The 12,945-nt window shown below is 58.8% G+C and carries 16 protein-coding genes; 3 read left to right on the top strand and 13 right to left on the bottom strand.

Annotated elements, in window-relative coordinates; translation table 11 throughout:
- Positions 1-248: 248 nt before the first annotated feature.
- Together ACR1XY_RS09905 and rpsU are read right to left on the bottom strand one after the other, a co-directional pair.
- Positions 249-1,850, bottom strand: a complete 1,602-nt coding sequence (locus ACR1XY_RS09905) for a tetratricopeptide repeat protein (protein WP_480592669.1) — start codon at positions 1,848-1,850, stop codon at positions 249-251.
- A gap of 192 nt (positions 1,851-2,042) precedes the next feature.
- Complete coding sequence (rpsU, locus tag ACR1XY_RS09910; protein WP_005614280.1) at positions 2,043-2,249, bottom strand: 30S ribosomal protein S21; 207 nt, start codon at positions 2,247-2,249, stop codon at positions 2,043-2,045.
- A 111-nt stretch (positions 2,250-2,360) separates the two neighbouring features.
- On the opposite strand from rpsU, the gene ACR1XY_RS09915 reads away from it, so the two are divergent.
- Both ACR1XY_RS09915 and ACR1XY_RS09920 read left to right on the top strand, forming a co-directional pair.
- Positions 2,361-3,053, top strand: coding sequence for a COQ9 family protein (locus tag ACR1XY_RS09915; protein WP_480592671.1), 693 nt, complete (start codon positions 2,361-2,363; stop codon positions 3,051-3,053).
- Positions 3,054-3,109: 56 nt separating this feature from the next.
- On the top strand, positions 3,110-4,096 hold the full coding sequence (locus tag ACR1XY_RS09920; protein WP_480592673.1) for an NAD(P)H-quinone oxidoreductase: 987 nt from the start codon (positions 3,110-3,112) through the stop codon (positions 4,094-4,096).
- 34 nt (positions 4,097-4,130) lie between these two features.
- Here the strand turns inward: ACR1XY_RS09920 and ACR1XY_RS09925 are convergent, their stop codons facing one another.
- The gene (locus ACR1XY_RS09925; RefSeq protein WP_480592675.1) at positions 4,131-4,988 is read right to left on the bottom strand and encodes a DUF2189 domain-containing protein; all 858 of its coding nucleotides are present in this window, start codon (positions 4,986-4,988) and stop codon (positions 4,131-4,133) included.
- 193 nt (positions 4,989-5,181) lie between these two features.
- Here ACR1XY_RS09925 and ACR1XY_RS09930 point away from each other — a divergent pair, with 193 nt between their 5' ends.
- Complete coding sequence (locus tag ACR1XY_RS09930; RefSeq protein WP_480592677.1) at positions 5,182-6,165, top strand: quinone oxidoreductase family protein; 984 nt, start codon at positions 5,182-5,184, stop codon at positions 6,163-6,165.
- 53 nt (positions 6,166-6,218) lie between these two features.
- Here ACR1XY_RS09930 and ACR1XY_RS09935 read toward each other — a convergent pair whose 3' ends face one another.
- The 10 genes from ACR1XY_RS09935 to ACR1XY_RS09980 all read right to left on the bottom strand — a co-directional run bounded on the left by ACR1XY_RS09935 (position 6,219) and on the right by ACR1XY_RS09980 (position 12,927).
- Positions 6,219-6,752: an outer membrane protein gene (locus ACR1XY_RS09935; RefSeq protein ID WP_480592679.1), complete on the bottom strand. Its 534-nt coding sequence runs from the start codon at positions 6,750-6,752 to the stop codon at positions 6,219-6,221.
- 269 nt (positions 6,753-7,021) lie between these two features.
- Positions 7,022-7,495, bottom strand: coding sequence for a YHS domain-containing (seleno)protein (locus tag ACR1XY_RS09940; RefSeq protein WP_480592680.1), 474 nt, complete (start codon positions 7,493-7,495; stop codon positions 7,022-7,024).
- Positions 7,496-7,690: 195 nt separating this feature from the next.
- Positions 7,691-7,960, bottom strand: coding sequence for a hypothetical protein (locus tag ACR1XY_RS09945; protein WP_480592682.1), 270 nt, complete (start codon positions 7,958-7,960; stop codon positions 7,691-7,693).
- Positions 7,957-8,562, bottom strand: a complete 606-nt coding sequence (gene plsY / locus ACR1XY_RS09950) for a glycerol-3-phosphate 1-O-acyltransferase PlsY (protein ID WP_480592684.1) — start codon at positions 8,560-8,562, stop codon at positions 7,957-7,959. The genes ACR1XY_RS09945 and plsY overlap by 4 nt, the downstream gene beginning before the upstream one ends.
- Complete coding sequence (gene pyrC, locus ACR1XY_RS09955; protein ID WP_480592686.1) at positions 8,562-9,842, bottom strand: dihydroorotase; 1,281 nt, start codon at positions 9,840-9,842, stop codon at positions 8,562-8,564. The genes plsY and pyrC overlap by 1 nt, the downstream gene beginning before the upstream one ends.
- A complete protein-coding gene (locus ACR1XY_RS09960; RefSeq protein WP_480592688.1) occupies positions 9,839-10,381 on the bottom strand; it encodes an aspartate carbamoyltransferase catalytic subunit in 543 nt (180 codons plus the stop codon). Before ACR1XY_RS09960 ends, pyrC begins: the two co-directional genes overlap by 4 nt.
- Positions 10,378-10,764 (bottom strand): hypothetical protein, encoded by a 387-nt coding sequence (locus ACR1XY_RS09965; protein ID WP_480592690.1) that lies wholly within the window; start codon positions 10,762-10,764, stop codon positions 10,378-10,380. Before ACR1XY_RS09965 ends, ACR1XY_RS09960 begins: the two co-directional genes overlap by 4 nt.
- Positions 10,749-11,267, bottom strand: a complete 519-nt coding sequence (locus ACR1XY_RS09970) for a hypothetical protein (protein WP_480592692.1) — start codon at positions 11,265-11,267, stop codon at positions 10,749-10,751. Before ACR1XY_RS09970 ends, ACR1XY_RS09965 begins: the two co-directional genes overlap by 16 nt.
- Positions 11,264-12,199: an aspartate carbamoyltransferase catalytic subunit gene (locus ACR1XY_RS09975; RefSeq protein WP_480592694.1), complete on the bottom strand. Its 936-nt coding sequence runs from the start codon at positions 12,197-12,199 to the stop codon at positions 11,264-11,266. The genes ACR1XY_RS09970 and ACR1XY_RS09975 overlap by 4 nt, the downstream gene beginning before the upstream one ends.
- 59 nt (positions 12,200-12,258) lie before the next feature.
- The gene (locus tag ACR1XY_RS09980; protein ID WP_480592695.1) at positions 12,259-12,927 is read right to left on the bottom strand and encodes a scavenger receptor class F, member 2; all 669 of its coding nucleotides are present in this window, start codon (positions 12,925-12,927) and stop codon (positions 12,259-12,261) included.
- Positions 12,928-12,945 lie beyond the last annotated feature (18 nt).

A 12,945-nucleotide genomic window follows, 5' to 3' on the forward strand; every position in this document is an offset into this window, starting at 1 on the left:
CGAACGGACGGACAGAGGAGGTGGAGATTCAGGCGAAATCCGGCAGGGCCGTGCTACCGGAACGAGATTCGCTGCGCTGCAACATGCCGGTCCAAATGGGCTTGGTGTGGCTCGGCGGATTACCGCAATTGCTGCCGTGGCAAATGGCAAGAACCAACCGACAAAAACGGTCGGTTTAAACCTGCTGAGGTAAATGAGATGATTTGATGTGGTTTGTGACGGCGCTGATGCGTGTTGGGATGATTGCCCTACACATCGGGATCGACGCAGCGAATATCTGAGGCGCAAAGGTGCATCGCGTCTTTGGTCGCCCCGTCATTGGTACCGTTTAACGGGCCTTCGTAATGACCGGCTTCCTGCATTCTGAGTTGAAAAGCTTCGACAAACGCGCTGTCACCCAATTTGAGAGCCCTGTCGAAATCCAACCGTGTTTGGTCCGCCCGATGATGCGACTGATGAAGCGAAGCGCGATAGTCATACGTGTCCGCATAGCCATTTTCCGAATTTGATCTGTCGCCTTCTTCGGTTTCGATCAATCGAATGGCCTGGTCATAAGCTGCAAGAGCATCGCTCGGGCGCCCAAGCTCTTCCAAAACGATACCCCGTTTTCGCAAATGATCGACGTCGTCAGGATCGTCCTTGATCATCAGGTCCAGAGTTGCCAAGGTCGACGTCCAATCGCTAGCCTCAGCATGAATGATCATCCTTTGATTCAACGCAAATCTGTACAGCACCATCAGGTCGAAGTCCCTTGAAACCATATCTTTTGTGAGACATCGCTTCCCAGCCTTTACCAGTTCTTCGATTTCCTGAGTCGACTGGCGAAGGAATTCCATGCGCGTATCTTCTTTGTTAATCAGCATGCTCAAATCCGCCAGCGCCAGATCGTTTTGCCCGAGCGCCTTGTACACGCTTGCACGAACATAGATCGACGAGTCAGGATAGCCTTCGACTTCAATCAGCCGGTTGATATCCTGCAGGGCGGTTTCAAATTCCTCGGCGTGTGTGCTCGCCCGGAATCCGAGATGCAGAAGTCTGAGGTTTTCGGGACGCTCGGCAAGGATGTCATCAACGATGCACTGCGTTTGCAAAGGTTGGGACTCGCCCATCTCCAATATCGTTTCGATGTCTGCAAATGCGCCGTCGAGGTTGTAGAGATAACCATTTGCCCTGGCGCGTGCTTTCCATAGGGGGATTACGTCACTGTTTTGAGGAAGCCTTGCGATCGCATCGTCCAGCATTGCCAGAGCATCAGCGTGATTTTCCTGTTCGGACAGAATATCTGCTTTCGTCTTGATGGCGTCGATACTGTCGGGGTCGTAACCCAAGACCGCATCCACATCGGCCATAGCCTCACTAAACTTGTCCTGAATTTTCAATACCCGCGCGCGTCGCAAGTAAACGTCGAAGAACTTGTCAGCGTTTTTCTGATTAATATGGCCAATGACGGTCGTAAAACCTGCAATGGCCAAATCGTATTCTCTGGCATTTCGATACAGCTCTCCGCAGTTCAGAAAGGCAGACAAGTTGTCCGGCGTCAGTGATATTGACTGAGTATAGAGGTCGATGGCCCGTTCCGCGTCATCATAGGCGACTGCCCGTGCAAGGTAAAACGCGGCATCACCCCGCTCGCGGTCGTGCAGGTCGTCCAATTCTAGGGCTTTGGTGCAGGTTTCAATTCTGGTCGGCTTGTCCTTGGCGTCGATGCAAGTCGTCAAAACAGGGTTGTCGGTTCCACCATTCACAGGATTGAACTGAAAAAGGCCTGCCGCGCATGCGAGTACCATGACGGAAAGCACTCTGACTTTATATTGGCCGTCATCGGGGAATAATCTTTGAAAACTGGCCAACGAATGATGCGCTAAGCATTTCAGTTTCTATGCTAGGCGAATGTGGCCAAGTTGAGGACGCGCTGAATACAAGCTGCGTCTTTATTGCGTGTCGAGTTCGACCTGCGAAGTGATTGTATAGAAACGACAAACCCCCGGGCGGGGCCTCGGGGGTCGTCAAATAGTGTCATCCAAAGCTGGACGAGGAAAGTCTTAGAGCAGACCTTCGCGCTGGGCTTTCTTACGTGCCAGTTTACGGGCACGGCGGATCGCTTCAGCTTTCTCTCGCGCTTTTTTCTCGGACGGTTTCTCGAAATGTTGCTTCAGCTTCATTTCACGGAACACGCCTTCGCGCTGCAGCTTTTTCTTCAGGGCACGAAGCGCCTGATCGACGTTATTGTCGCGAACACTAACCTGCATGTGGTTGTCACCACCTTTCTAGATAGAGTTGCAAGGAAATTGCAGGAGTTGGCCGTATAGCAAAGCCGGTCTATCTTGTCTAGTACTGGCCCCGAGAACCGGAGAACCGCCATGACCGTTACCTATGAAGATGCAAAACAACAGCTTTTGGACGCGATTCTGATCCATGTGCCGTTTGATGGCTGGTCCGAGGCCAGCTTTCGCGCCGCGATCAACGATTGCGATCTGGATGACGGTTTGGCCCGGGCGATCTGCCCCCGTGGTGCGGTCGATCTGGCGCTGGCGTTCCACGCGCGGGGCGATGCGGCCATGGTGGAACGCCTGAAATCCACGGACCTGAGCGAGATGAAGTTCCGCGACCGCGTGGCCGCCGGCGTCCGGTTCCGGCTTGAGGCTGTGCCCGACAAGGAACTGGTGCGCCGGGGCATGACGCTGTTTTCCCTGCCGACCCATGCGACGGACGGGGCCAAGGCGCTGTGGCAGACCTGCGATCTGATCTGGGACACGCTGGGCGATACCTCGGACGATGTGAACTGGTACACCAAGCGCGCGACCTTGTCGGGGGTGTATTCCTCGACCCTGTTGTTCTGGCTGGGCGATGATTCTCCGGATCATCAAAAAACGTGGGAGTTTCTGGATCGCCGCATCGACAACGTCATGCAGTTCGAAAAGCTCAAGGCGCAGGTGAACGACAATCCGCTGTTCAAGCCGTTCCTTGCGGTGCCGAACTGGTTCGCCAGCCAGGTGAAGCCACCGATGAAAATGCGCGCTGATCTGCCCGGGATGCTGAACCCGCGCAAGTAAGCATCTGGGCCTTCCGGAAATTGCCTGCTAGGCATTGGGCAAAGGAGGATTTGCCCATGACTCAGACAATGCGCGCCGTAGAAATTTCGCAGCCCGGCGGCCCGGATGTTCTGCAACTGACTGAACGCACGGTACCCGAGCCGCAAAACGCCCAAGTGATCCTCAAGGTGGCTTATGCGGGTGTGAATCGCCCCGACGCGTTGCAACGGGCCGGGGCCTATGATCCGCCTCCGGGCGCCAGTGATCTGCCGGGGCTTGAAGCGTCGGGCGAAGTGGTTGCCGTGGGTTCAGGGGTCGAAGGACTTTCCGTCGGTGATCAGGTCTGCGCGTTGCTGCCCGGTGGCGGATATGCCGAATATGTGGCCACTCCTGCCGCGCATTGCCTGCCGGTCCCCAAGGGCATGGAAATGAAAGAGGCTGCCTGCCTGCCCGAGACCTTCTTCACCGTTTGGTCTAACGTCTTCATGCGCGGCGGGCTGAAGGCCGGTGAGCGGTTTCTGGTGCATGGCGGCTCCAGCGGTATCGGCACTACAGCGATCCAGCTGGCCCATGCGTTTGGGGCCCGGGTCTTTGCCACCGCCGGATCGGATGAGAAATGCGAGGCCTGCATCAACCTGGGCGCAGAGCGGGCGATCAATTACCGGGATGAGGATTTCGTCGGGGTCATGCGGGCAGAAGGCGGCGCGAACTTGATCCTTGATATGGTGGGCGGCGATTATATCCCGCGCAATGTCAAAACGCTGGCCGAGGATGGACGCTTGGTGCAGATCGCCTTTTTGCAGGGTCCGAAGGTTGAACTGAACTTTGCCCTGATGATGGTCAAGCGCCTGACCCTGACTGGCAGCACCCTGCGCCCGCAAAGCGATCTGGCCAAGGCGAAAATAGCTCAGGAACTGCGTGAAGCGGTCTGGCCGTTGTTGGAGGCCGGGAAGGTTGCCCCCGTTATGGACAGCGAGTTCGCTCTGGCAGAGGCGTCAGCGGCGCATGCGCGGATGGAAAGCTCGGGCCATATCGGCAAGATCGTCCTGAAGGTCGCCGGTTAACCGGGCAGCGCGGGCTTGTCCCGCGCGCCGTCCATCAGGTCACCGCGCGGCGATACAGGTGCCACGTGGCGTGACCCAGAACCGGCATCACCACGATAAGCCCCAACATCATCGGGATCGCGCCAAGAACCAACAGGGCAGCGACGATGAAACCCCATGCCAGAATGACTCCGGGATTGTGCCGCAGCACCCGGACGGAGGTCACGACCGCCACCGGCAGCCCTACCTTGCGATCCAGCAACAGCGGAAAGCTGACCACGCTTATGGCCAGCGCGACAAGAGCGAACAGGAAACCGACCGCGTTGCCGAAGATGATCATCGTCCAGCCAGCGCCCGTAGTGAAGACCTGCGTGACAAAGGCGCCGAGGGATGTGGGCAAGTCGGGACCGAGTGTGTGGACATAGATACTCTGCGCGACCATCAGCCAGATCAGCATCCACATGACCAGATAGAATCCTAACATCAGGATTGCCCCGAAGGACGGCGACTGGAACACTGCGAACGCGTCCAGCCAGTGCACCTCGCCCTCCTGTTCGCGTTTGCGGCTGATTTCATACAGGCCAACAGCGGCGATCGGGCCAATCAGTGCAAACCCAAGGATCAGCGGCGCCAGCAGCGGCACCATGTTGCGGTTCAGGCCGAACCCGAACATCAGCAGCCCTGCGATGGGGTAGATCAGCACAATGAATATGGCATCAGCTCGTGTTTCCAGAAAATCGTTGTAACCTGCCCGCAGACAGGCCCGCAGGTCCTGCATTGTCAGGGTTTGTACCTTTGGCAGATGCTTTGTATCGGCGCTGCCAATGCGGTTCACGCTTTCTGCAATATGATCGCCGGTCGCGCCGATGTTCCGAGCCGTCCAGCTGATCGGATTTCCAATTGTCTTGGCCATCGTCTTTCCCCTCCCTTTGCGTATCCGCGCAGCAGGGTGGTTCCGGCATCGGTTGCCCTTGGCCGGACCAGCCGGCAACGCCTGAGCACCAGTATAGCACATTTTTTCGCGTTGTGGTTGCATGGCGCGGAATCGTGCCGATTGCCCTTATTTTCAGGCGTGTTAGCTTGGCTTCAGGTAACAGGAGGTCAGCATGCAGCAAACGGCAAGAACCGTCGTCATTCACGAACACGGCGGCCCCGAAGTTCTGAAGATCGAAGACAGGCCGCTGGGCGATCCCGGACCCGGAGAGGTGCGCATCCGCCACCATGCCTGTGGGTTGAATTTCATCGATGTCTATCAGCGCACGGGTCTGTACCCGATGGACCTGCCGCACGCTTTGGGCATGGAGGCTGCAGGCGTGATCGAGGCCGTCGGCGAGGGCGTGACTCATCTGGAACCTGGCCAGCGTGCCGCGTATGCCGCAGCGCCCGCGGGTGCCTATTCCGATGCGCGGGTGATGCCTGCAGCGCAGGTCTGTCCCTTGCCTGACGGGATATCCTTTGATGCGGCGGCGGCAATGATGCTCAAGGGGATGACGGTGGAATACCTTTTTCACCGCACCACGCCGCTGAAACGTGGTGATACTGTGCTGTTTCACGCCGCGGCTGGGGGCGTCGGCCTGATTGCCTGCCAATGGGCTAAATCCGAAGGGATCACCCTGATCGGCACGGCTGGCACGGATGAAAAATGCAGCCTGGCGCAGTTCAACGGGGCCGCCCATTGCATCAACTACCGAAAAGAGAACTTTGCCGAACGCGTGGCCGAGATCACCAGTGGTAAAGGCGTGGATGTGGTGATGGACTCGATCGGGGCGGATACGTTCAACGGATCGTTGGACAGTCTGAAGCCGTTGGGAATGATGATCTCATTTGGCAATGCGTCGGGGCCGGTACCGCTGATGGATATCGGGATTCTGGCCAAGAAGGGTTCGCTCAAGGTCACCCGGCCGACGCTGTTCACTCATATTTCCGATCATACTGTCTGTCAGGCGATGGCCCGGCGTCTGTTCGGAAAGGTCGAAGGCGGAGAGGTCAAAGTCCATATCGATCAGCGTTTTCCGCTGGATCAGGTCGCTGACGCCCACCGCGCGCTCGAGGCCCGGCAGACCACCGGCAGTACGGTTCTGGAACCCTGACACAAAGAACCCGGCCCTCCGGGGCCGGGTTCTTTGGCTTATCTGTCGCCCGATCAGAACCGATAGGCCGCGCGCACCTGAACGGTGGTTGCGTCCACGTCGATGCCGGTGCGGTCGAAATTGTCGAATTCGTGATAGAGGATCTCGCCACCCACGCTGATATTCGGGGCGACAATCTGTTCGTAGCCAGCTCCGATGAACCAGCCGTCTTCGCTGCCAAGATTGTCGGTTCCGGCTTCGGCAAAGCCGCCGACGCCGTACAGCAATCCGGTGGACGTCACCTTGTAGCCCGCGCGCGCCTTGATACGCCAGACATCCTCGACCTTGACGCCTGGGGCAAGCCCGATACCGGTCCAATCATAGTCAAAACCAAGACCGACAACCCAATCGCTCAGGTCGTAGTCGTAGCCAAGGATGATGCCGCCGATCACACCGTCGCCGTCCACGCCCGAAACATTGGTGTCGATATCGGCGTAACCCAGCTGCAAGCCGCCGTAGAAACCGGTCCAATTGCCCGAGGACTGCGCTGCGGCTGCACCTGCGGAAAAGACCGCGATCACTGAGGCGAGAATAAACTTACCTTTCATGTTGTATCCTTTCATCGGAAATGGCCTGCAGCAAATCCACGCTGCCTGTTCGACTGTATTGATTACTACGGTCCGGTTTGACGACCGGATCACAGTTCGTTCAAGCATTCCGACCCAAAAGATGCGCCACGTTCACAATCTGCGGCGGCATCGGCCCGTTGAAACCGGGCACGTTCTTTCCTTTAAATGTAGGTCCGCAAAAGGCCTGTTTCAAACGACAATCGGCGGCAGAGTGATCCGCCGCCGATATGACTTTTTCCGTCAGCGGGTTATTGCTGCAGTTCTGCCGGAGTTTTTTCAGCTATGGTTTCCCAATTCGTGCTGGCTTTCTCGATAAAGCCGGGAATGTCGCCTTCCCAGCGTTCCTGAATGTCCTGCGACAGGTTCAGGTACAGCTTGTTGTCGACGATCTTCCAATAGGTCGGGTCACCGTCGAACTTGAAGCCCATCGCGGCACCGAATGCGCAGTAACCACCATAGGCCGGCAGGTAGGCTTCGGGGTTTTCTTCGAATGCGGCTTTGTTTTCTTCATTGGCAAAGCGATACAGCGCATCATTGTGCAGCGCGGTGATGCGGTAATCGCCCTTGGTCGGTTCACCGTCAGTAAAATAGGCTACCGGGTCGTAACCCTGCAACGCCAGACCGGTCGAGCTTGCGTTCAGTTCAACGCCTGCGGCCAGAGCCGTGCTTGCGATTGCAACGGACAGCGCGACGCCGCCAATGATGGATTTGATCTTGTTCATTGTTTTCACCTTTCGTGAAACGGGCGATCCGGCGGCGCTGAAATTACGCCAGGACACCCCTTGGGATTTTTGTCCGTGCGACCGGAAATTGGCCGTCACGCAACCGAAGTGGGCAATCGCGCCATCACGTTCAAAACAATCAATTGTGAATGTGCGGCGACGAAGGGGCGATGTTCAATTTCGCGCATGTCCGCGTCAGGCTTCGGGTTCGAACGCAACCACGAAGGCAATGACCTTTTCAGCAGGCATTTCGCAGGGCCGCAGCAATGTGCCGCTGGTGTTGGTCAGATAAAGGTTCAGGCTGATGTAGTCGCCGCCGCCCAATTGATGCGCAACAAGCTTGTGGGATTTTCCACCGGCCAGTTCCAATCGGCTGACGATATACCGCCTGCCTTGGCAGTGCCCGGTGGACGAGCCGAGCGGGATGGCGAAAAATGCGGACAGAAATGCGTCCGGGGCGATCAAGACTGACCGATTTTGGGTTCAGTCCCGGCCCTGATCCGCGCCAGGTTTGCGCTATGGCGCCAAAAGACCAACAGGGTCAGGACGATGCCCAGGAAAAAGGTCGAACCATCCGTCAGCAGCAACACCCAGATGGTCGACATGGCCGCGGCAACCAAAGCGCCCAGTGAGGAAATCCGCCAAATCGCGGCCGCAACCAGCCAGCTCAGACAGCAGGCCACTCCCACGCGCCAGTCCAGCGCCAGCCAGAGGCCCAGGAAGGTAGCCACCCCCTTACCGCCTTTGAACCCCAACCAGACCGGGAAGCAATGACCCAGAAACGCGGTTAGGGCGGCGATCTGGGCGGCGTCCTCTCCGGCCAGCGCGCGCGCCAGCAGTACGGCCACCGCACCTTTTCCAGCGTCAAAGATGACGGTCAGCGCCGCGGCGGTTTTGTTTCCGGTGCGCAGGACATTGGTGGCACCGATATTGCCCGACCCGATGTTGCGCAGATTGCCCAAGCCCATGACCTTGGCGATAACCATGCCATAAGGGACCGAGCCCATCAGATACCCAATCACGGCCCAGAGGATCAGCTGGGTCGTCGTCGCGTCAAATGGGGGCATTAGGGTCTCCGGTAAACTTCTTGGCCTGCTACATAAGTTGCGGTGACCTTACCTTGCATCCGCTGGCCGTCAAACGGTGTGTTCTGCGATTTCGATTTCAGCGAGAAACGGTCAAGTACAAAAGGCACTTCCGGATCGAACAACACCAGATCTGCGGGTGCGTCCTGGGTCAAGCGCCCCGAGTCCAACCCCAGCCGTTTTGCCGGGTTTAGCGCCATGGCGCGGAACAGGGTCGGCAGGTCCAACTGATCCGAGTGATACAGGCGCAGTGCGGCAGGCAGCAGCGTTTCCAGCGCCACCGCGCCCGAGGCGGCCTCTTCAAACGGCAGGCGTTTGCTTTCCTCGTCCTGCGGTGTGTGCATGGAACTGATAATGTCGATCAGCCCGGTTCGCACCGCTTCGATCACCGCTTGTCGATCGTCTTCGGATCGCAGCGGCGGCTTGACCTTGAAGAAGGTCCGGTAATCGGCCACGTCCAGCTCGTTCAGCGTCAGATGGTGGATCGAGGTGCCAGCGGTGATGTCCAGCCCATTGCGCTTGGCGCGTTCCAGCGCGGGCAGGGCGCGGGCGGTGGTGATCTGATCGGCGTGATATGCGGCCCCTGTCATCTCAAGCAGGGCGATATCGCGGTCCAGCCCCATCCGTTCGGCCATCGGTGACACGGCGGGTAGTCCCCGCAGGGCGGCGAATTTGCCACTGGTAGCCGCTGCGCCTGCGCTTAGGCCGGGGTCCTGCGGGTGGGCGATGACCAGCGCGCCGCAGGATTTTGCATAGGTCAGCGCGCGGGAAAACACCTTGGTATTGGTGATGACGTGATCGCAATCGGTAAAGGCGACGGCCCCGGCATCTTGGAGAAACCCGATCTCGGTCATCTCGCGCCCGTCGCGGGTTTTGGTCAGGGCGGCCATGGGCAGCACATTGACCGGAGCGTCCGCCTGCGCGCGGCGGGTGGCAAATTCCAGCGTTTCCGGCGTGTCTACCGCAGGCAGCGTATCGGGTCGAGTGACAATGGTTGTGACACCACCCGCCGCTGCCGCCAGCCCGGCGGATTTATAGCTCTCCTTGTGCCGCTCACCGGGTTCGCAGACCTTGACGCCGATATCGACGATCCCCGGCGCAAGACAGTGCCCGGCGCAATCGACGATCTGAGCCCCCTGTCCCGGGGCATCACCCTCGCCGCGCGCCGCAATCCGGCCGTCCGTGACCCTAAGCCAGCCGATGCTGTCGGTGCCCGTTTCCGGGTCAATCAGGCGGGCGTTGGTAAACATCAAAGAGTTCATGTTTTCAACTTCCCCCCTGAGTCGCTCAACTGGATATCCCTGAGCCTGCGATAAACAGTCTTTCCGTCCTGTATGCGTTCAAAGCCAATTTGAACTGTCCGTGTGGTACGGTGCCGGGTCTGTGTTTCAGAGGCAAAGAAAACGCTTGCCGGCGACCCGTCTACCAATTGAAGGGGCGTGCTTTCATCAATCGGATAAGACGCCAATTTCTTACCCAGCAAAGGTAAATTGGTTCCAATGAATGCGCGCCTGTTGCTTAGTGAATACCATGTGCGGGCGCGCTTAAAAGAGTTCCAAAAAAGCGCATGAAGGATAATGCCGACACCTGCGAAAAAGTGGATTATCCCGAACGTCCAGAAGGTGCCTCCGCTCTTTGCGGCTTGAGTCATCCAAAACAAGGCGAAGCCTGCAAAGAACACACCGAAGACAGTTTCAAACATGTTGAAAGGGCTCAATGCGAGTTTTGCGTCTGGACGACCTTGCCAAACGATCCGCTCACCGGGATCTAATATGTTGTCCCACTCATCTCTTGGCTTCATTCGATTGCCCTTTCGATTTCGGCTTTGGTGGCGTCCGGGTCCGCCTGGTACTTGATCAGGTGCTTGTCGCCGCCCTTGGTGACAATCTGGACAAAGCTGCCCAATACATTAATCGCTTCGATCTGATTCAGCGCCACTTTGCGCGGACCGGGGCCGGTGAGGGTGGTGTCGGACATCTCCCACGTGGTGACCAGCTCTTCGGAGGCCAGATACCACGCGCGAATGCCGATGGCGGCAAGACCCGCCGGCGCGCCGGTCCAGGGATAGGGGTTGCCGATCAGCCAGAGGATGATCATCGCGCCCGCCATCGCGAAGGCGGCCAGCCATGCGTTGGTGCGGATATAGGCGCCTTTGTCGGGGGCGAAGGTCACAGGATCAGCCATAGGGCACCTCCGATAGCCAGCAGGATCACCAGCGTCAGAATGGCCGAGCCGATGCGGCCGGGCCGATCATCCTGTTGCGCAGGTTGCGGCGCCGAGAACGGCCTGGCACTTTCGGTTTCAATCGGGCCGCCGGTCCAGTTGGTGGCCTCTTCGGTGTAAAGACCGGCCAGATGCAGCCTCGGGTCCGGCGTCAGCGTCGCTGCGCGGTCGCCAAAGGCGGCGCTGCGCACGACCATGACCCAGCCTTCGATGGCCTCCAGCGCGGCGCGATCCAGTTGATCGGCCGAGACGCCGCAGCCCTCGTTCAAATAGCCAAAAAGCCCAAGGTCTTCGAGGTCCGAGACCGGAAAGACGTCGATTTGTTTCGGGTCAAGCCCTGCCACCCCCAGAGCCTGATCGGCAGCGCCCGGTTCGCGCAGGAACTTCGCCTCTTCCGGCCGCATGTCCAGCGTGAACAGGCGGATCACGCCGCGTTCATGGGGGGCGACAGTCAGATCGCTCATGCGGCGTCTCGCTGATTGCGGGCCAGAAGTTCCATCGCGGCCATGCGGACGGCCACGCCCATCTCGACTTGTTCCTGAATCACCGAGCGGTTGATGTCGTCTGCCAGGGTCCCGTCGATCTCGACCCCGCGGTTCATCGGGCCGGGGTGCATGACGATGGCGTCGGGCTTGGCCAGTGCCAGCTTGGCGGCGTCCAGACCATAGCGGTGATAGTATTCACGTTCCGAGGGGATAAAACCGCCATCCATCCGCTCTTTCTGAAGGCGCAGCATCATGACAACGTCGACGTCCTTCAGGCCTTGGTTCATGTCGTCGTAAACCTCGGCACCGAACTCGGCGAATTGGCTGGGAACCAGTGTTGGCGGGCCGATCAGACGAATACGGTTTTCCATCTTGCCCAGCAGGATCAGGTTTGACCGTGCGACGCGGGAATGGGCAACGTCTCCGCAGATCGCGATGTTCAGCCGGTGCAGGCGCCCTTTGGCGCGGCGAATGGTCAGCGCATCCAGCAGGGCTTGCGTCGGGTGTTCGTGCCGCCCGTCGCCTGCGTTCAGCACTGCGCAGTTCACTTTCTGCGCCAGCAGGTCGACCGCGCCGGAATGCGGATGCCGGACCACCAGAAGATCGGGGTGCATCGCGTTCAGCGTCATCGCGGTGTCGATCAGGGTCTCGCCCTTTTTGATTGAGCTCGCCTGCATCGCCATGTTCATCACATCCGCACCCAGCCGCTTGCCCGCCAGTTCGAAACTGGCCTGCGTGCGGGTCGAATTTTCGAAGAACATGTTGATCTGTGTCAGCCCCGACAGCACGTCGGAATGCTTGGTCGACTGGCGGTTCATGTCGACATACTTCTCGGCCAGATCGAGGATGGCGGTTATATCGGATTGTGACAGATGCTCGATGCCAAGAAGGTGACGATGGGCGAAACGCATGGGCGGGCTCCTGTCCGACAATCGAGCCGCTTATAAGAAGCCGCGCGCGCGAGGGCAACCTAAGGATCAGACCCTTCGGGCAGTTTCTCGCATCCACCCTCGGGTAGACACTGTTCGCCGGGTTTGCACCACTTGCCATAGCCGCAATCGACCGCCTTGACCGGCACGCAGCCCTGATGTTCGGAGCACTTGAACCCAGGGCGGCATTGAGAGTCGGTTTCTTCGCACAAGAACCAACCGGGACGCGAGCATCCGCCACCCGGCAGGCAGGATGTGCCCCCGGTGCAGGTCAAGCCGTCGTCGCAGATGGTTTTCAGACGCTGCGTGTCGGTCTCCGTCTCATTTCCGGGTCCGATCCGTTCGCATTCGCCTCGTGCATTACATGTGGTTCCACCCGGGCAATCGAGGCGCGAGGTGCATTTGTTCGCCCCCGCCGGGGCGCAGCGGGTACCGCCGGCCACGCAGCGTTCGAATGGTCCGCAGGTGCGGCCGCCGCCGCAATAGGTGCCACCCAACGGGATGCAGTGGCCGTCAAAGCTGCATCTTTGACCACCGGAACAGCATCGGGTACCGCATTGAAACTGCCCGGGGCGACATTGGCCGTTGCGGTCGAACAGTTGCGCAAAGGATGGGCCGCTGAGCGGGATCAGCAGCAGGGAAATCAAAAGGAATCGCAACAGAACCATCATGAATGCCGCAATCGTCGGTGCGATGAACGGTCCGATCAAGGCCTATTCGCTTTCCCT

It is taken from the genome of Ruegeria sp. AD11(2025) (genome assembly GCF_056542405.1).

Bases quoted from the DNA above. Each gene is read 5' to 3' on its own strand.
- ACR1XY_RS09930 (WP_480592677.1), top strand. From the start codon at position 5,182: ATGCAGCAAACGGCAAGAACCGTCGTCATTCACGAACACGGCGGCCCC.
- ACR1XY_RS09970 (WP_480592692.1), bottom strand. From the start codon at position 11,267: ATGAGCGATCTGACTGTCGCCCCCCATGAACGCGGCGTGATCCGCCTG.
- ACR1XY_RS09965 (WP_480592690.1), bottom strand. From the start codon at position 10,764: ATGGCTGATCCTGTGACCTTCGCCCCCGACAAAGGCGCCTATATCCGC.
- ACR1XY_RS09960 (WP_480592688.1), bottom strand. From the start codon at position 10,381: ATGAAGCCAAGAGATGAGTGGGACAACATATTAGATCCCGGTGAGCGG.
- plsY (WP_480592684.1), bottom strand. From the start codon at position 8,562: ATGCCCCCATTTGACGCGACGACGACCCAGCTGATCCTCTGGGCCGTG.
- ACR1XY_RS09975 (WP_480592694.1), bottom strand. From the start codon at position 12,199: ATGCGTTTCGCCCATCGTCACCTTCTTGGCATCGAGCATCTGTCACAA.
- ACR1XY_RS09940 (WP_480592680.1), bottom strand. From the start codon at position 7,495: ATGAACAAGATCAAATCCATCATTGGCGGCGTCGCGCTGTCCGTTGCA.
- rpsU (WP_005614280.1), bottom strand. From the start codon at position 2,249: ATGCAGGTTAGTGTTCGCGACAATAACGTCGATCAGGCGCTTCGTGCC.
- ACR1XY_RS09925 (WP_480592675.1), bottom strand. From the start codon at position 4,988: ATGGCCAAGACAATTGGAAATCCGATCAGCTGGACGGCTCGGAACATC.
- pyrC (WP_480592686.1), bottom strand. From the start codon at position 9,842: ATGAACTCTTTGATGTTTACCAACGCCCGCCTGATTGACCCGGAAACG.
- ACR1XY_RS09915 (WP_480592671.1), top strand. From the start codon at position 2,361: ATGACCGTTACCTATGAAGATGCAAAACAACAGCTTTTGGACGCGATT.
- ACR1XY_RS09935 (WP_480592679.1), bottom strand. From the start codon at position 6,752: ATGAAAGGTAAGTTTATTCTCGCCTCAGTGATCGCGGTCTTTTCCGCA.
- ACR1XY_RS09920 (WP_480592673.1), top strand. From the start codon at position 3,110: ATGACTCAGACAATGCGCGCCGTAGAAATTTCGCAGCCCGGCGGCCCG.